At 73.6% G+C, this 16,700-nt stretch carries 14 protein-coding genes; 8 read left to right on the top strand and 6 right to left on the bottom strand.

Annotation, left to right across the window (positions count from 1 at the left end; translation table 11 throughout):
• Positions 1-113: 113 nt before the first annotated feature.
• Both ACN27G_RS07100 and ACN27G_RS07095 read right to left on the bottom strand, forming a co-directional pair.
• On the bottom strand, positions 114-1,649 hold the full coding sequence (locus ACN27G_RS07100; RefSeq protein ID WP_421491976.1) for an aldehyde dehydrogenase (NADP(+)): 1,536 nt from the start codon (positions 1,647-1,649) through the stop codon (positions 114-116).
• Positions 1,646-2,908 (bottom strand): fumarylacetoacetate hydrolase family protein, encoded by a 1,263-nt coding sequence (locus tag ACN27G_RS07095; protein WP_421491975.1) that lies wholly within the window; start codon positions 2,906-2,908, stop codon positions 1,646-1,648. Before ACN27G_RS07095 ends, ACN27G_RS07100 begins: the two co-directional genes overlap by 4 nt.
• Before the next feature lie 357 nt (positions 2,909-3,265).
• On the opposite strand from ACN27G_RS07095, the gene ACN27G_RS07090 reads away from it, so the two are divergent.
• The 4 genes from ACN27G_RS07090 to ACN27G_RS07075 all read left to right on the top strand — a co-directional run bounded on the left by ACN27G_RS07090 (position 3,266) and on the right by ACN27G_RS07075 (position 8,549).
• Complete coding sequence (locus tag ACN27G_RS07090) at positions 3,266-4,933, top strand: cellulose binding domain-containing protein (RefSeq protein WP_421491974.1); 1,668 nt, start codon at positions 3,266-3,268, stop codon at positions 4,931-4,933.
• A gap of 195 nt (positions 4,934-5,128) precedes the next feature.
• Positions 5,129-5,821 carry a TetR family transcriptional regulator gene (locus ACN27G_RS07085; protein ID WP_421491973.1) on the top strand — a complete coding sequence of 231 codons (693 nt, stop codon included), beginning with the start codon at positions 5,129-5,131 and terminating at the stop codon, positions 5,819-5,821.
• Positions 5,822-5,994: 173 nt separating this feature from the next.
• Complete coding sequence (locus tag ACN27G_RS07080; protein WP_421491972.1) at positions 5,995-6,888, top strand: ATP-binding cassette domain-containing protein; 894 nt, start codon at positions 5,995-5,997, stop codon at positions 6,886-6,888.
• Positions 6,888-8,549, top strand: a complete 1,662-nt coding sequence (locus tag ACN27G_RS07075) for an ABC transporter permease (protein ID WP_421491971.1) — start codon at positions 6,888-6,890, stop codon at positions 8,547-8,549. Before ACN27G_RS07080 ends, ACN27G_RS07075 begins: the two co-directional genes overlap by 1 nt.
• 151 nt (positions 8,550-8,700) lie before the next feature.
• On the opposite strand, the gene ACN27G_RS07070 is transcribed toward ACN27G_RS07075, so the two are convergent.
• A complete protein-coding gene (locus ACN27G_RS07070; RefSeq protein WP_421491970.1) occupies positions 8,701-9,819 on the bottom strand; it encodes a Gfo/Idh/MocA family protein in 1,119 nt (372 codons plus the stop codon).
• Positions 9,789-10,499 carry a ThuA domain-containing protein gene (locus ACN27G_RS07065; protein ID WP_421491969.1) on the bottom strand — a complete coding sequence of 237 codons (711 nt, stop codon included), beginning with the start codon at positions 10,497-10,499 and terminating at the stop codon, positions 9,789-9,791. Before ACN27G_RS07065 ends, ACN27G_RS07070 begins: the two co-directional genes overlap by 31 nt.
• A gap of 321 nt (positions 10,500-10,820) precedes the next feature.
• Here ACN27G_RS07065 and ACN27G_RS07060 point away from each other — a divergent pair, with 321 nt between their 5' ends.
• From ACN27G_RS07060 to ACN27G_RS07050, 3 genes are all read left to right on the top strand, one after another.
• Complete coding sequence (locus ACN27G_RS07060; RefSeq protein WP_421497261.1) at positions 10,821-11,675, top strand: SDR family NAD(P)-dependent oxidoreductase; 855 nt, start codon at positions 10,821-10,823, stop codon at positions 11,673-11,675.
• An 88-nt stretch (positions 11,676-11,763) separates the two neighbouring features.
• Entirely contained in the window at positions 11,764-12,156 is a 393-nt protein-coding gene (locus ACN27G_RS07055; protein WP_421491968.1) for a YciI family protein, read from the top strand.
• On the top strand, positions 12,143-13,396 hold the full coding sequence (locus tag ACN27G_RS07050) for an RNA polymerase sigma factor (protein ID WP_421491967.1): 1,254 nt from the start codon (positions 12,143-12,145) through the stop codon (positions 13,394-13,396). Before ACN27G_RS07055 ends, ACN27G_RS07050 begins: the two co-directional genes overlap by 14 nt.
• Positions 13,397-13,403: 7 nt before the next feature.
• On the opposite strand, the gene ACN27G_RS07045 is transcribed toward ACN27G_RS07050, so the two are convergent.
• Positions 13,404-14,336, bottom strand: coding sequence for a DMT family transporter (locus ACN27G_RS07045; RefSeq protein WP_421491966.1), 933 nt, complete (start codon positions 14,334-14,336; stop codon positions 13,404-13,406).
• Positions 14,337-14,410: 74 nt separating this feature from the next.
• Here ACN27G_RS07045 and ACN27G_RS07040 point away from each other — a divergent pair, with 74 nt between their 5' ends.
• A complete protein-coding gene (locus ACN27G_RS07040) occupies positions 14,411-15,319 on the top strand; it encodes a DMT family transporter (RefSeq protein ID WP_421491965.1) in 909 nt (302 codons plus the stop codon).
• A gap of 84 nt (positions 15,320-15,403) precedes the next feature.
• Here ACN27G_RS07040 and ACN27G_RS07035 read toward each other — a convergent pair whose 3' ends face one another.
• Positions 15,404-16,687 (bottom strand): glycosyltransferase, encoded by a 1,284-nt coding sequence (locus ACN27G_RS07035; RefSeq protein ID WP_421491964.1) that lies wholly within the window; start codon positions 16,685-16,687, stop codon positions 15,404-15,406.
• Positions 16,688-16,700: the final 13 nt, after the last annotated feature.

Below are 16,700 nucleotides of genomic sequence, written 5' to 3'. Positions count from 1 at the left end.
AGCATGCCATCGTGCCGGGGCTCGGAGCCAGTGATCGACCGGACCCGACCTCGAAGCTTGACCGGACGGTGTCCGGCGGGCGACTGGACGTGCGGGTCGGCGGCCGACGGTGGTCAGCGGCCGACCGAGGCGGCGGACGGGCCCGGCTGCAACCTCCCGTCCACCCGGCGCGGGATGGTGGAGAGGTCGTCCCGCAACTCCTCGGGCAGCAGCCACTCGGGGGCGTCCTGCCAGGCCAGTGGACGCAGGAAGCGGCGGATCGAGGTGGCGCCGACCGAGGTGTGCAGCGAGTTGGTGGACGGCCAGGGGCCGCCGTGATGCTGGGCCCAGGAGACGCGTACCCCGGTCGGATAGCCGTTGAAGACGATCCGGCCCGAGCTCGCGCCGAGGCGGTCGACCAGTCCGCGTACGACCGCCCGGTCGTCCTCGGCCGCGAGGTGGATGGAGCCGGTGAGCGAGGGCGGAACGGTCCCCAGTGCCCCGTCGAGGTCGGCGACCGCCGCGTAGCGGACCACGACCATCAGCGGGCCGAAGCACTCGTCGGCGATGTCGGCGGAGAGGCCGGCAAGGTCGACCTCGAGCAGTGCCGGCGCCACGGCGAAGCCGTCGCCGGCGGCGATCTCGGGCCGTGCCGCGACCCGGGCACCGGCTCGCTCGAGTTCGGCTTCCCGCACGACGAAGGCGTCACGGATCCGCTCGTTGAGCAGGACCGCGCCGCCGGCCGAGGCGACCCGGTCCCGCAGCGCCGCCACCAGCCGGTCGCCGCCCGGGTCGGCGGGGACGAAGGCCAGGCCGGGCTTGGTGCAGAGCTGGCCGCCGGAACCGGTGAAGGAGCCGAAGAGGCCCTCGGCGATCTGGTCCGGACGCTCGGCGGCCGCCGCCGGCAGCACGACTATCGGGTTGATGCTGCTGAGCTCGCCGTAGAAGGGGATCGGATCGGGGCGCTCGTCGATCGCCGCCTGGATGGCCCGGGCGGCGTTGAGCGAGCCGGTCAACGCGGCGGCCCGGATGGCGGGGTGCCGCACGAGCGCCCGGCCGGCCTCCTCGCCGTACACGAGTTCCACCGTGCCGTCGGGCCCGCCCGCGCCGTCGACGGCCGCCGCGATCGCCGCCGCGGACGCCTGCGAGGTCAGCGGATGGGAGGGGTGTGCCTTCACGACCACCGGGCAGCCGGCGGCGAGCGCGGAGGCGGTGTCGCCGCCGGGGACGGAGAAGGCGAACGGGAAGTTGCTGGCGCCGAAGACGGCGACCGGACCGAGCGGGACGAGCATCCGCCGCACGTCCGGAGCCGCGCCGAGCGCCGTGTCGGCGGCGTGGTCGATCGCGGCTTCGACGTACCCGCCGTCGCGGAGCACCTCGCCGAACATCCGGAACTGGACGCTGGTCCGGGTGAGTTCGGCATCGAGGCGTGCCCTGGCCAGCCCGGTCTCGGATCCGGCCGCCTCGACCAGCGCGGTGCGGCGGGCCTCGAGCGAGTCGGCGACCGCGTCGAGCAGGTCGGCGCGACCGTTCCGGCCGAGGCCGGCGAGCCATCGGGCGGCCCCGGTCGCCGCGGCGGCGGCCGAGTTCAGTTCCGCGTCGCTGGTCTGGCGCAGATCGGTATCGCGTTGCCGACCGTCCCTCGGGTCGACCGTGGTGACGACGTTCACAGCAGTCCTCTCGTCGCGAGATTGCGCATGAGTTCGCGTACCCCGAAAGTCCAGGGTTCGCACTCCTCCGCGTGCCGGACGCGGTTGACCAGGGTGCCGAGGGCCGGCGAGGTTATCCGGACGACGTCGTCCGGCCTGTGTGTGAACCCCTCGCCCGGGTGGTCCCGGTCCTGGATCGGCGCGAACATGGTGCCGAGCATCAGGACCGCACCGTCGGGATACTGGTGGTGCGGGCCGAGCAGCTGCCGCACCAGCGCCTGCGGGTCACGCGACATCCGGGTCATCTCCGAGACCGCCTCCAGCCGGAAGCCGTCGGCGCCCTCGATGCGGAGTGCGACCTCCAGCTCGCGTACCCGGCGCAGGTCGAAGCGCTCGTCGAAGAGCCGGATCAGTGGGCCCAGCGCGCACGACGCGTTGTTGTCCTTGGCCTTCGGCAGCAGCAGCGCGGAGCGCCCCTCGACGTCCCGCAGGTTCACGTCGTTGCCGAGGGTCGCGCCGACGATCCGCCCGGTCGACGCCACGACGAGGGCCACCTCCGGCTCGGGGTTGTTCCACGTCGACTCCGCGAGCACCCCGACCGGCACGGCGGTTCCCACCGCCGAGAGGACCTGCCCCTTGGTGAAGATCTCGGCGTCCGGCCCGATCCTCACCTCGAGGTACTGGCTCCACAGCCCCTCGTCGACGAGCAGGCTCTTGAGCCGGGCGGCCTCCGGTGAGCCCGGTGCGAGGTCGCGGAGCTCGGTGCCGATGTCGACGAGCATCCGCTGCCGGATCTCCGCCGCGAGCGCCAGGTCGCCGCGGGCCCGCTCCTCGATGACCCGCTCGATCAGCGAGACCGCGAAGGTCACCCCGGCGGCCTTGAGCGCCTGGAGGTCGACCGGCGCGAGCAGCCACGGCCGGCCCCGGTCGCGTACCGCGGCGCCGGTGTTCGCGAGCAGCTCGGCGAAGCTGCCGACCCGCCGGCCGCCGAGCCCGGCGACCACCGCGGCCGGCTCCGGCAGCTCGCAGATGTCGCTGACGGTGGCGTACTCGGTGCCGATGTCGAAGACGTCGCGGTGCCGGACCAGCACCGGTGACGGTCCTCCGGCGACGGGATCCCAGATCCGGCCGATCAGGACGCTCCCGTCGGCGTCGTCCGGCAACGCGTCGACTGCGGTGCCGAACCAGTCGGCGGCGGCGGGGCTGTACCGGTCGGCGCCGGGGCCGGGGCCGGACCGGTCGGCCGGGGCGCCGGGCGGTTCGGACGGGGGCAGGGTCACGGGGCCGTCTCCCAGGTCGACGAAGGAGCGCTCGCCTCGGGCGGATGTCGCGGAGACGGCGCCCTGCACCACGCGGGCAGGGGTGCGGCGGCCAAGGATACCGGGCGGCCCGGCCGGCGACTCCGGCATGGCGGCCCGCCGGACAGGTGCCGACCCGGCGACACGGCGGCGCCTCCGCCGATGCCACTTTCGGAAATGTTTCGGGCTCTTACCCCACGTGACGGCTGCGGGCGGCGGCGATCACCTCGGTCACGACATTGACATGTTTCAGCATGCTGACCGAAACTTATCGATGTCGACATCTGTGATCTTCAATAGCTGTCGTCCCACCACCCAATCCTCGGAAGGAGAGCCCCAGTGATCACCAGCTCGGGCCGCTCTACGATCCGTTCGACGGTCGTCGTGCTGGCGACGGCGGCGCTCGCGGTCGCCGGAACGGTGACCGTCGTAGCGAGAACCACGACCGCCGAGGCCGCCGGCAGCGTGCTGGCCGCCTCGTCCGTCGAGGACGAGGGCGCCGACTGCCCGGTACCCTCCGGCTCCTCGACCTCCACCTCCAGGCTCCCCGACCCGTTCCGGAAGATCGACGGTACGCGGATAACCAGCAAGGCCGACTGGCGGTGCCGGCGGGCCGAGACCAGGGAGCTGGCGGAGCGGACCATCTACGGCCAGAAGCCCGCGAAGCCGGCGACCGTCACCGGCACCGTCTCCAGCAGCAGCATCACCGTCAACGTGTCGGACCAGGGCCGCAGCTCCAGCTTCTCGGCGAGCGTCCAGTTGCCGAGCGGTTCCGGCCCCTTCCCGGCCGTCGTCGTCCTCGGCAGTCTCGGGGCGGACACCTCCACGATCAGGTCCGCCGGTGTCGCGATCATCAACTACGACCCCTTCGCCGTCGGCCGGGAGGGGACGCCGCGCAACAACAAGCAGGGCGCCTTCTACAGCGTCTACGGCTCGTCGAGCAGCACCGGGCTGCTGATGGCCTGGGCCTGGGGCGTGAGCCGGATCATCGACGTCATCGAGCAGTCCGGGGGCAACATCCTCCGGGCCGACGCGATGGGCGTCACGGGCTGCTCGCGGTACGGCAAGGGCGCCTTCGTGACCGGCGTGTTCGACCAGCGCATCGCGCTGACGATGCCGATCGAGTCGGGCAGCGGCGGCGTCGGCGCGTTCCGGGCGATCGCCTCGGAGAGCGGCGCCCAGCCGCTGAGCAGCGCCTACTCGGAGCAGCCGTGGCTCGGTGACGCGTTCAGCTCCTACACCGGCAACCCGAACGGCCTGCCGGTGGACACCCACCAGATGGTGGGGATGGTCGCGCCGCGCGGCCTGTTCATCATGGACAACCCGCACGTCGACTGGCTGGGCGCCAGGTCGGGGAGCGTGGCGGCGCTGGGCGGCGCGGAGGTCTACAAGGCGCTCGGTGCCGGTGACAACATCACCTACTGGTCGGACGTCCAGGACGGCACCCACTGCGCCACCAGGTCGGAGTGGCGGACGCCGCTGCAGCAGCACCTCCAGAAGTTCCTGCTGAAGACCGGCAACGCGGCGGGCACCTTCCGGATCTCCAGCCGCAAGGCCGGCAACCTGGCCGAGTGGCGGGACTGGCAGACCCCGACCCTCACCGACGGCCCGACCAACCCGCCGACCACGCCCCCCACCTCCGGTCCCACGAACCCGCCGACCAACCCGCCCACCACCCCGCCGACGACGGCTCCGACCACTCCGCCGCCGGCCGGTGGCGGTTGCTCGGCGTCGGTCTCGGTCAACCAGTGGACGGGTGGGTTCGTCGCCACCGTCCGGGTCACCGCCGGCTCCTCGCCGGTCAACGGCTGGACGGTCGCGATGTCGCTGCCGTCCGGGGTCAGTGTCACCAACGCGTGGAACGCCAACCGCAGCGGCAACAGCGGTGCGGTCCAGTTCACCAACGTCAGCTACAACGGCTCCATCCCGGCCGGACAGTCGACCGAGTTCGGCTTCCAGGGCACCGGCACGGGCACGGGACTGAGCCCGACCTGCGCCGGCAGGTAGCTTCTCCTGCTCCGGCAGGTGGCTTCTCCTGCTCCGGCAGGTGGCTCCGGCGCCCGGCGCGTTCCACCGCACCCCCGGTGCGGAGGCGACAGTCCTCCGACCGGGGGTGCCGGCCGTCCGGACCTGCGGTTCGGGCCCGCAGGAGGGTCCCAAAGGGCGTTGCGCGGGATTGAACGAGTGTTTAATGTATCGGTCATGGCATCGGCGCACGTGGTTGCCGGGGAGCGGGAGGGCGACATCGCCTCCGCGGACCGGATCCGCGATGCCGCCATCGAGCGGTTCGGCCGCGACGGCTTCCGCGCCGGACTGCGGTCGATCGCCGCCGACGCGGGCGTCACCGCCGGCCTGGTCGTGCACCACTTCCGCTCCAAGGACGGGCTGCGCCGCGCCTGCGACGACCACGTCCTGGCGGTGGTCCGCGAGCAGAAGGCCAAGGCGCTCACCGACGGCACCGCGACGATGCTGCTGGCCCAACTGGCCGAGGTCGAGCGGTTCGCACCGCTCGTGCGTTATCTGCTGCGCAGCCTCCAGGCCGGCGGCGACCTGGCCGGCGCGCTGCTCGCCCAGCTGGCGGCGGACGCCGAGGAATACCTCGCCGCCGGTGAGGCGGCCGGCGTGATCCAACCGAGCCGCGACCGGGCCGCCCGCACCCGCTATCTCACCTACCAGGCGGTGGGTGGCATGGTGCTCTGGTTCACCACGCACGAGGCGGTGCTGGAGCCCGGGCCGTTCCAGAAGCTGTTCCGGCAGTACGTGGAGGAGATCACCCTCCCCGCCCTGGAACTCTTCACCCAGGGTCTCTTCATCGACCGCTCGATGCTTGACGACTACCTGATGTACGTCCCGGATCCGCCACCGGCCGGCAACGCGGCCAGCGCCGCCGCGTAGTCAGCAGCACGCCCCCCGGCCGCGCGGGGCGGTTGCGCCCCATCGCCTCCGGCGACACCTCTCCCACGGACCACGGGCCCCCCGGACGTCGACGTGCCGGCCGGTCCGCCATCCGCTTCTCCTCCCCTGCGGACCGACGGGTCCACAGGCTCCCTCGAACGGGGTCGACCACCATGAATGCTGCCATCCACATCCAACGTCTCGAAAAGTCCTTCGGCCGGGTCAGGGCGCTCGACGGTCTCGACCTGCGGGTGGAGACCGGCCACGTGCACGGCTTCCTCGGTCCCAACGGCGCCGGCAAGTCCACCACCATCCGGATCCTGCTCGGGCTGCTGCGCGCCGACGCCGGCCAGGCCAGCGTGCTCGGCCACGACCCGTGGACGGAGGCGGTGCCCCTGCACCGCCGACTCGCCTACGTCCCCGGCGACGTGGAGCTCTGGCCCAACCTCACCGGCGGCGAGGCGATCGACCTCTTCGCCCGGCTCCGCGGCGGCACCGACCCGGTACGCCGGGACGAGCTCTGCGAGCGGTTCGACCTGGACCCGAGCAAGAAGGGCCGGACCTACTCCAAGGGCAACCGTCAGAAGGTGGCCCTGATCGCGGCGCTCGCCAGCGACGTCGAGCTGCTCCTGCTCGACGAGCCCACCGCCGGGCTGGACCCGCTGATGGAAGCCGTCTTCCAGGAGTGCATCCGCGAGGTCAAGGCCGCCGGCCGGACCGTGCTGCTCTCCAGCCACATCCTCGCCCAGGTCGAGGTCCTCGCCGACCAGATCTCGATCATCCGGCAGGGCCGGATCGTCGAGACCGGCTCGCTGACCGACCTGCGTCACCTGACCCGTACCTCGGTCGAGGCGATCACCGACCGGCCCGGCGAGGAGCTTGCCGGTCTCGACGGCGTGCACGACCTGCGGACCGAGAACGGCCACGTCCGCTTCGAGGTCGACGGCGAGCACCTCGGCACCGTGGTACGCCGGCTCGGCGAACTCGGCGTCCAGGGCCTGACCGCCCGCCCGCCGACCCTCGAGCAGTTGCTGCTGCGCCACTACGGTGCCCGGAGGGCGGCGTGATGGCGACCGCGACCACGACCGCCGGCCGCCCGCCGCACCCCGGCCCCGCCCGTGCCACCGTGGTCAGCGGGACCGGCACGCTGCTGCGGTTCATGCTGCGGCGCGACCGGATCCGCCTCCCCGCCTGGGTCCTCGGGCTGACCCTGATGATGATGTACTACGTCGCCGCGCTGGAGGGGATCAGCGAAGGGCCGGAGGACCTGGCGGGGATGACCGCCTTCTCCGAGAGTCCGGCGGGTGCCCTCTTCGGCGGGCCCGGCTTCGGCTACGACGCGCTGACCATCGAGCGTTTCCTCGCCGGCCAGTACGGCCTCTACCTGTACGTCGGCGCCGCGCTGATGGGGCTGCTGACCGTGACCCGGCACACCCGGGCCGAGGAACGGTCCGGCCGGGCCGAGCTGGTGCGGGCCAACGTCGTCGGCCGGCACGCCCAGGTCACCGCCGCGCTGCTCCTCACCGCCCTGATGGGCGTACTGGTGGCGCTGCTGGTCACGTCGGTGATGGCCGGCAACGGTTACGACCTGGCCGGATCGCTGCTCTTCGGCGCCGCCATCGGCGTCTCGGCACTGACCTTCGCCGGCATCGCGACGGTCACCGCCCAGCTGTCCGAGTATCCGAGGGCGGCCGCCGGCCTGGCCGGCACCGCCCTCGGGGCCGCGTTCCTGCTGCGCGGCCTCGGCGACATGGCGACGGTCCAGGGCAGCGGGCCGGGCTGGCTCTCCTGGCTCTCCCCGATCGGCTGGTCCCAGCAGACCGCGCCGTACGTCCACAACCGCTGGTGGCCGCTGCTGATCTCGTTGGCCTTCGTGGCGGGCACCGCCGCCGCCGGCTACGCACTGTCGGCACGCCGCGACTTCGGCGCGGGCCTGATCCCGCCCCGCCCCGGTGACCCGCGCGCCGCCGGTTGGCTGGCCGGCCCGCTCAGCCTCGCCTTCCGGCTGCACCGGGCCAGCCTGCTCGGCTGGAGCGCCGCCCTGCTGGTCAGCGGCCTCGCCTACGGATCGTTCACCCAGCCGATGCTCGACGGCTTCGCGGACGCGCCGGAGGATCTGGTGGCGGTGATGGGCGGCACCGAGGACCTGCTCGCCGGCTTCCTCGGGCTGATGGGTCTGACCATGGCGCTGACCGTGGCGATCTACGCCGTACTCGCGGTACACACCCTGCGCGGCGAGGAGACCGACGGCCGCACCGAGCCGGTACTCGCGACGGCCGTCAGCCGACGCGCCTGGATCGGCAGCCACCTCGCGGTCACCGCGGCCGGCGTGCCGTGGCTGCTCTTCGTCGCCGGTCTCGGGATGGGGGTCGGCGCGGCGGCGAGCACCGGAGACGCGTCCCTCCTCGGCGACCTCCTGTTGGGCCACCTGGCACACACCCCGGCGGTCTGGCTGGTCCTCGCCGTCGCCGCCGCGCTCTACGCGCTCGTCCCACGGGCGATGCCGGCCGTCTGGGTGGTCGTCGGATATGCGCTGATCGTCGGCTTCTTCGCACCGATCCTCGACATCCCCGCCGGTGCGGTACGGCTGTCGCCGTTCGAGCACATCGGCGAGTATCCGCTCGACGAGATCGACATCGGCGCCGTGCTCCTGCTGACCCTCGGCGCCGCCGCCGTCGCGCAGGTGGCGACGCTGGCGTTCCGCCGCCGCGACCTCAGCACCGCCTGATCGGCACCACCACCCGATCGGCACCACCGCGCGATCGGAACCACCGCGTCATCGGAACCACCGCGTCATCGGAGTCGTCGGGTCGGTGTCCGGGCGCTGCGCGGGTCAGCGTCCGGACCCCGGCCCGGGTGCCGGCCCGGCGGGACGACGCTCAGCGCCCGGACGCCGGGGACGGCTTCCACTCCTCGACCGACGTGATGGGGACCGCTGCCGGCCGCTCCACCACCGTGGTCAGCTCGATCCGCCGGCCCTCGGCCGCCGCGCGGAGCAGGGCGGTCATCGTCTCGAGCACGTGCAGCGCCAGCTCGCCGCCGGCCCGCGGCGGGCGCCGCGCGTCGGCGGTGACGAGGTCGATCAGGCCGATCCCCCGGCCACCGCCGCCGTAGCCCGCAGCCGTCGGCAGCGTGCGCCATCCGGTGTCACCGAGCGCGAAGAGCCGGGACTCGCCCTCGAACTGGTTCGGATCGGGTACGGCGAGCGTGCCCTCCTCGCCGTGCACCTCGATCGGCGCGGCGGTCGTGGCGACGCCGTCGAAACTCGTCGTGATGGTGGAGAGGACACCGCCCGCGTGCTCCAGCACGCCGGTCACGTGGCTGTCGACCTCGACCGGAATCCGCTGGCCGATGCGCGGACCCGAGCCGATGACCCGCTCGGCGCGCAGCCGGGCGGCGGCTCCGGTCACCGCGCGGACCGGCCCGAGCAGGTGGACGAGGGCGGAGATGTAGTACGGCCCCATGTCCAGCAGTGGACCACCACCGGCGGTGTAGTAGAAGTCGGGCTGGGGATGCCAGCGTTCGTGCCCGGGCGTGACCATCACGGCCGAGGCGGAGAGCGGGCGCCCGATGAGACCGCCGTCGATCGCGGCGCGCGCCGTCTGCGTACCCGTGCCGAGGACGGTGTCCGGCGCGCAGCCCAGCCGGACGCCGGCCGCCGCCGCCCGGTCGACTATCACGCGGCCCTCCGGAAACGTGACGGCGAGCGGCTTCTCCACGTACACGTTCTTGCCCGCCCCGATCGCGGCGAGCGAGATCTCGGCGTGCGCCGCCGGAGTCGTCAGGTTGAGCACGGTCCGCACGTCCGGGCGGTCGAGCAGCCGCTCGACGCTCGACGCCTCGGCGCCGGGGAGCGCGGCGGCCACCGCGACCGCCCGGGAGGCGTCGATGTCGGCCACCGCGGCGATGCTCATCCCGGGATGGTCGCCGAGGGTCCGCAGGTACGCGCGGGAGATGACGCCGAGACCTACGATTCCGATGCGGTGCGGGTCGCCCACACCATCCCCCTCTCGATGACGGTGCGGACGCTGGGATGCGCCAACACGTCGAGGCTGTGCCCCGGAGTGGTCACGACCACGCGCCCGGCCCCCCAGAGCCGGGTCCAGATGGCCGGCGAGGTGACCGGCCGGTGCCACGGGTGCCACGTCCGGGTCGGGTGGGTCGTCGTGGCGAGCACGTCGACCAGGTCGTCGTGCAGCACCCAGTACTGCTCGGTCACCAGGTCGAAGTCCTCGATCCCGGCGGTGATCGGGTGCTCGCGGCCGAGGTCGGTGATCTGCACGCTGTGCGGCAGGAAGTTGTCCTCCTCGCCGCCGCGACGCTCGCACGGCTCCCTGCCCGGGTGGGTGGCGAACTGGCCGCCCACCAGGTGCAGGTAGTCGGAGGATGCCCGGAACGAGTCCGCGATGCCGCCGTGCCAGCCGGTGAAGCCGGTGCCGGCGACGACCGCCGCGCTGAGCCCCGCGAGCTCTTCGGCGCTGATCTGCGACATCGTCACGCACTGCAGGACCAGGTCGGTGCCGGCCATCTCGGCGGCGTCCGCGTAGATCTCCGTCGACTCCTCGACCCGTACGGCATAGCCGCCGCTCTCGAGGAACGGAATGAACAGCTCCGTCGCCTCGACCGGCCGGTGCCCCTCCCAGCCGCCGCGAACCACCAGTGCCCTGCGCTGCGCCATGTCGCTCCTCTCCCGGCCCGTCGCCGGCGTCCTCTCCCGGCCCGTTGCCGGCGTCCTCCGCCCCGATCCGGGGCTCGGCACGCGCGTGGCGCGGGCAACCTGTCACCGGCGCCCACGCTCTTCGATCATGGAAACCGTACCTCGCCTCCGGGTGGCACCGGCAGCAGCGGAGCGTCCGGACGAGCGCGGCACGGCTACCGTCGACACCGACGCGACGCCTGACTCCCCTGCGGGATCGACGACACCCCGGTGCGGGATCGACGACACCCCCCGTGCGGGATCGGCGACCGGACGTCCCACCTGGAGGGCAACGTGACGACGATGTCGGGCAGGACCTGTCTGGTGACCGGTGCCACAAGTGGCATCGGCAGGGAGACCGCCGCCGGGCTGGCGGCCCTCGGCGCCACGGTGGTCGTCGTCGCCCGCGACGCGACACGTGCGGCGACGGCGTGCGACGAGATCCGCCGGCGGGTACCGGACGCCCGGGTCGAGGCGTTGACCGCCGACCTGTCGAGCCTGGCCGAGGTACGCCGGCTGGCCGGCGAGGTCCAGGCCCGGCACGATCGGCTCGACGTGCTGGTGAACAACGCCGGCATCATCGCGATGCGCCGCCGGCTGACCGCCGACGGGTTGGAGAGCACCTTCGCGACCAACCACCTGGCGCCGTTCCTGTTGACGAACCTGCTGCGCGGGCTGCTGGAACGCAGTGCTCCCGCCCGGGTCGTCACGGTCTCGTCCGCCGCGCACAAGCAGGTCCGGACGATCCCCTGGGACGCTCTGGCCCGCGGCACGCAGGACGGGCAGGCACAGGCCTATCCCCTCTCGAAGCTGCTGAACGTCCTCTTCACCGTCGAGCTGGCCAGGCGCCTGGCCGGCACCGGGGTCACCGCCAACTGTCTGCATCCCGGCTTCGTGCGTACCGCGCTCGGCCGGGACGTCACCGGGCTGCTCGGCGCGGCGGTGCGACTCGTCGTGCGCTTCCAGCCCGGACCGGCGACCGGGGCCAGGACGTCGCTGTACCTCGCCAGCTCCCCCGAGGTCGCCGAGGTGACCGGAGGCTACTTCGTCAGGTGCAGGCCGGCCGAGCCGGGCCCGCTGGCCGGGGACGCCGCGGCCGCCGTACGGTTGTGGACGCTCAGCGAAGAGCTGACCGGCACGGCGCCGGGGCCGGGATGACCCACGGCCGGTGTCGACATCGGCCGGGCCGCACCGACGTTCCCGTCGAGCGACGGAACGGCCGTCGCACGACCCGAGGGTGATCCCGATGAAGTACGTGATCATGATCCACTCGAACCCGCAGCCATGGGGGCATCCGACCAGCGACTACCTCGCCGCACACCAGGCGCTTCCCGCCGAGACGCGCAGGCGGCTGGGCGAGGAGTTCGAGCAGGTGATGTCCGAGCTCCACGCCAACGGTGAGCTGGTCGGCGGCGAGGCGCTCGGCGACCCGGCCGCCGCCCGGCTGTACCGGTGGCGGGACGGCACGCCGCTGGCCAGCGACGGCCCGTACTCGGAGACGAAGGAACACCTCGCCGGCTTCTTCCTCGTCGACGTCGAGAGCCGGGCCCGCGCTGAGGAGGTCGCCGCCCGGTTCGCCGGCCCGGACGAGACGGTCGAGTTGCGGCCGTTGATGTGGCCCGGCGGTGACGATCAGTAACCACCCCGCCGGCCCGGGGCAGCCGAGCCTCGCGGACGTGTGGCGTCGGGAGGCGCCACACGTCCACGCCGCGCTGCTGCGCAGGTACGGCGATCTGGGCGACTGCGAGGACGCGGTCCAGGACGCCGCGGAGGCTGCCGCCGCGCGGTGGCGCACCGGGGTACCGGACGACCCGCGGGCGTGGCTGATCCGGGTCGCGTCCCGGCGCCTGATCGACCGGGTCCGCGCCGACTCCGCCCGCATCCGCCGGGAGGCGCTGGACGCCGCGCGCCGGCCGGGGCACGCCGGCACCGCCCCGGCCGCCGACGAGGCACCGGTACCCGAGGTGGACGACACCCTCCGGCTCTTCCTCCTCTGCTGCCACCCGGTCCTGAGCCGACCGTCACAGGTGGCCCTCAGCCTGCGGTCGGTGGCCGGCCTGAGCGTGGAGCAGATCGCGGCGGCGTACCTGGTGCCGGCCCGCACGATGAGCCAGCGCCTCAGCCGGGCCCGGACGTCGCTGCGGGAGGCGGGCGCGCGGTTCGCGATGCCCGCCGGGCGGGAACTGCCGGCCCGCGTCGCCGCCGCCCTCGACGTGTGTCACCTGATCTTCACCGAGGGCTACACGCGGACCTCCGGCGAGTCGCTGGTCGACGTCCCGCTCGCCGAGGAGGCGATCCGGCTCACCCGCCAGGTGCACGCCGCGCTGCCCGACCACGACGAGGTGTCCGGCGCACTGGCCCTGATGCTGCTCACCCACGCCCGCTCGCCCGCCCGGACCGACCCCGACGGCGAACTCGTGCCCCTGGCCGAGCAGGACCGTACGCTCTGGCGGTCCGACCTGATCGCCGAGGGCGTGGCGCTGCTCGACCGGACCCTCCCCCGGGGGCACGTGGGCCGCTACCAGCTCCAGGCCGCGATCGCCGCGGTCCACGCCGAGGCACCCGGCTACGAGACCACGGACTGGCTACAGATCAGCGTCCTCTACGACATGCTGAGCCGGGTTGCTCCCGGCCCGACCGTGGCGCTCAACCACGCGGTCGCCGTCGCCATGGCGCACGGACCGGAGATCGGTCTGGCCCTGCTCGATCCGCTACTGGCCGATCCCGCGATGAGACGGCACCACCGGCTCTACGCCGTCCGCGCCCACCTGCTCGAACTGGCCGGCGAGCCCGACGCCGCCGCGGAGCACTACCGGCAGGCCGCACGGTTGACCGCGAGCCTGCCGGAGCAGCGCTACCTCAACCGTCGACTCGGGTGACGGCCGGCTACGACCGGGGCCGGTGCTCCTCCTCGTGCGCCTCCACGGTCGCGTCGTCCGGAGTCGGCCGGCCCGTGGTGTGATGTGCCCCGGTCACCAGCGGGGAGGAGGCCAGCACGAACACGCCGACGGTCATCACGGCCAGACCGAGCGCCTCCACCGCCACCGCCGCCGGGGTCACCACCAGGGTGCCGCCGAGCAGGCTCAACCCGATGGCGATCCCGGCCAGGGGCTCGGTGGCGGCGAGCGGCGGATACGACGCCGGCAGCGGCGCGAGCTTGTAGGCGCTCTGCGCGAGCAGGGTGCCGGCCACGGCGGTGGCCACCACCGCGTACGTCGGCCAGGTGGTGAGCAACGCGAGCAGCCCGTCCCGGCCGAACCGGCTGACGGCCATGCTGGTGAGGCCCGACTGGAGGGCGAAGAGCATGCCCGCGCCCGCGCCCAGCACCGGCGCCTCGCTGTTCGGGCGCAGCCGGCGGGCGATCAGCACGAGACCTGCCGTGATCGCCACGACGGTGCCGCCGGTGAGCAGCCAGCGCGGCACGGACCCGTCGCTTTCCACCCCGTTCTCGCCGGGACTCGGCCGACCGGCCACCATGAAGGCGGCGAGACCGGCGACCACGGCCACGGCGCCGAGCCACTCACGCCGGTGCAGCGAGCGCCGGTTCCAGCGGGCGGCGAGCGGCAACGCGAAGATCAGCCTGGCCACCAGCAGCGGTTGCACCAGCGCCACCCCGCCCATGCCGAGCGCCGAGCCGGCGAAGAGGTTGCCGATCAGGGCGGTGGCCACACCCACCAGCCACAGCGGCTGCCGGACGAGATACCAGAGCAGCGACAGGTGCAGGACGCTCTCGTCCGGCGCCTGTGCGGCGACCCGCTGCTGCACGCTGGCGCCCACACCGAACAGCGCCGCCGCGACGAGCGCCAGAAGGTAGGCCACCAGCGAGGCTACCCGGCGGCCCCGGGGCCAAACGCGGCGAGGATTGCCCGCCGGTTCGCCGGGAATGCCCGACGGTGCTCATCGCCATCGCCGCGTCACTGGCGGCCGGAGCGTGCTTCGCGCTCGCCGGTGTCCTGCAACAGCACGAGGCCAGCGCCCGGCCGAGTGAGGAGGGGATGCGACTCCGCCTGCTGCTGGCGCTGGCCCGGCGCAGGCTGTGGCTGGTCGGGCTCGGCTTCGCCGTGCTCTCGTACGGTTTCCAGATGCTGGCCCTCGCACACGGCCCGCTGATCCTGGTGCAGCCGCTGATCACCACCGAGCTCGTCTTCGCGATCCCGCTGGCGGCCCGGCTACGCGGCTGCCGCATCGGCGTGCGGGAGTGGTCGGGAGGGATCGCCGTGGCGGTGGGACTGGCCGTGGCGCTCGCCGCCGCCAGACCGCGCGGTGGGGCACCGATGGCGACCACCGGCGGCTGGCTGCTGACCATCGGGATCGTCGCCGCCCTGGCGGCCGGGGCACTGGCCGGGGGCCGGACGGTCTCCGGCAGCCCCAGAGCCTCGTTGATCGCGCTCGCCGCCGGACTGACCATGGGAACCCAGTCGGCCCTGCTGGACATCACCGTGCACCGGATCGGCGAGGGGGCCGGCGCGCTGTTCGGCGCGTGGCAGACGTACCTGCTGGTGGTGGCCAGCATCGGCGGCCTGCTCCTGATCCAGAGCGCCTACCAGGCCGGCCCGCTCGCCGCGAGTGCGCCGGTCATCGACGCGGTGGAACCGGCGGTTGCCGTGGTCATCGGCGTCGCGCTGTTCGGGGAGTCGGTGCGGGCCGGCTGGCTGGCCGGCACCGCGGCCGGCGCGGGCGTGCTGCTGCTGCTCGCCGGGATCGTGCTGCTGGACACCTCGCCCAGGCTCGCCGCACTGCACGAGCGGGAGAAGGCCGCCCGTCCCGGGTCCGCCGACCGCTCCGGCACGGTCCCACGGTGAAGGGGGCCGCCGACCGCTCCGGCACGGTCCCACGGTGAAGGGGGCCGCCGACCGCTCCGGCACGGTCCCACGGTGAAGGGTGGGTCAGCCGGTGTGCCGCAGGTGCCGGGACGGGGTGGCCTGGTGTGTGGTCCGGGTCGTCCAGACGGGCAGCAGGTCCTCGGTGAGGACCTGCTGCCAGGTGCGGTGCCGGGTGCGGGAGGTGTGCGCGGCCTCCTCGGCGATGGCGCGGTGCCGCGTCGGATCGTCGATGAGTCGGGCGAGTTCGGTGGCCCAGCCGGCCGGCGTGTCGGGGCTGACGGTGATGCCGTCGGTGCCGGGCCGGGCGAACCAGGCGGTGGTGCGGGCGCCGGCCGGTAGCAGGACCGGCAGGCCGCAGGCCATGGCCTCGGCGACGACGTTGCCGGCGGTCTCGCTGCGGGAGGGGAAGGCGAGCACGTCGGCACCGGCGTAGGTGGCGGCGAGTTCCTCCTGCGGAATCTGGCCGAGCAGGGTGACCGATCCGCCGAGCAGTCGTGCCAGGGCGGCCTGCTGGGCGCCGCTGCCGGCGACGACGAGTTGCACGGGGCGGCCGGCGGCGCGCAGCATGCGTACGGCCTCGCCGAGCAGCATGACGCGTTTGGAGGCGTCGACCCGGCCGACGAAGAGTACGACGAACCGGCCGGGGTGCGCCGGTGCGGCGGGCGCCGTCCCGTCCGTGACGGCGGGGAACCGGCGGGCGTCGATGCCGCGACCGAGCAGGGCCACCCGGCCGGGACCGACGAGGCGGGCGATCTCGGCGCGTTCGTTCTCGGTGGCGACCAGCACGGTGTCGCACAGGCGCAGGAACCGGTCCCGGCGGCGCCGGGCCAGGTGACCGGCGAGCCGCGCGAGCGGGCTGCCGGCGTCGTCGTGGGCGGAGTCGGGACGCGGCGGTGCCGCCGCCCGGATGATCTGGTCGACGTAGGCGGCGGTGAGCACCGGTACGTCGGTGTGCAGCGAGGCGGTGAGCCGGCGGTCCGGATGTCGCCTGGCGAGTCGGGCCGCGGTGGCGGCGAAGCCGAAGGCGTGGGTCAGGTGCCACACGTCGTGGCGGGGTAGCAGGGTCGCCAGGCGCGGGTGGTGCGGGGTCAGGTCCGTGGCGTCGACCCCGCCGAGGTGCCGGGCCAGCGCCCTGTTGCCGAATATCGGACGCAGGGTCACTATCCGGACAGCGGACGAGAGATGCCGCGCCTCCTCGCGCCGACCGAGCAGATAGACGGTGAGGTCGATGCCGAGATCAGCCGGATCGATCGAGGCGGCGGCCCCGGCGAACCGTTCCCAGCACTTGACATGACCGCCGGCGAGCGGGCCATCGGCCAGCTCGACCAGGACACCCACGGACGGCACGGACGCTTCCCGG

The sequence above is a fragment of the Plantactinospora sp. WMMB334 genome (assembly GCF_049179095.1).
Classification (GTDB): domain Bacteria; phylum Actinomycetota; class Actinomycetes; order Mycobacteriales; family Micromonosporaceae; genus Plantactinospora.
The sequence above is the reverse complement of the archived record's forward strand: the minus strand, read 5'-3'. Positions and strand labels throughout refer to the sequence as shown.

Excerpts from the sequence above, each read along its gene's own strand:
- ACN27G_RS07065 (WP_421491969.1), bottom strand. The coding sequence starts at position 10,499 with ATGGCGCAGCGCAGGGCACTGGTGGTTCGCGGCGGCTGGGAGGGGCAC.
- ACN27G_RS07080 (WP_421491972.1), top strand. The coding sequence starts at position 5,995 with ATGAATGCTGCCATCCACATCCAACGTCTCGAAAAGTCCTTCGGCCGG.
- ACN27G_RS07075 (WP_421491971.1), top strand. The coding sequence starts at position 6,888 with ATGGCGACCGCGACCACGACCGCCGGCCGCCCGCCGCACCCCGGCCCC.
- ACN27G_RS07060 (WP_421497261.1), top strand. The coding sequence starts at position 10,821 with ATGTCGGGCAGGACCTGTCTGGTGACCGGTGCCACAAGTGGCATCGGC.
- ACN27G_RS07055 (WP_421491968.1), top strand. The coding sequence starts at position 11,764 with ATGAAGTACGTGATCATGATCCACTCGAACCCGCAGCCATGGGGGCAT.
- ACN27G_RS07085 (WP_421491973.1), top strand. The coding sequence starts at position 5,129 with ATGGCATCGGCGCACGTGGTTGCCGGGGAGCGGGAGGGCGACATCGCC.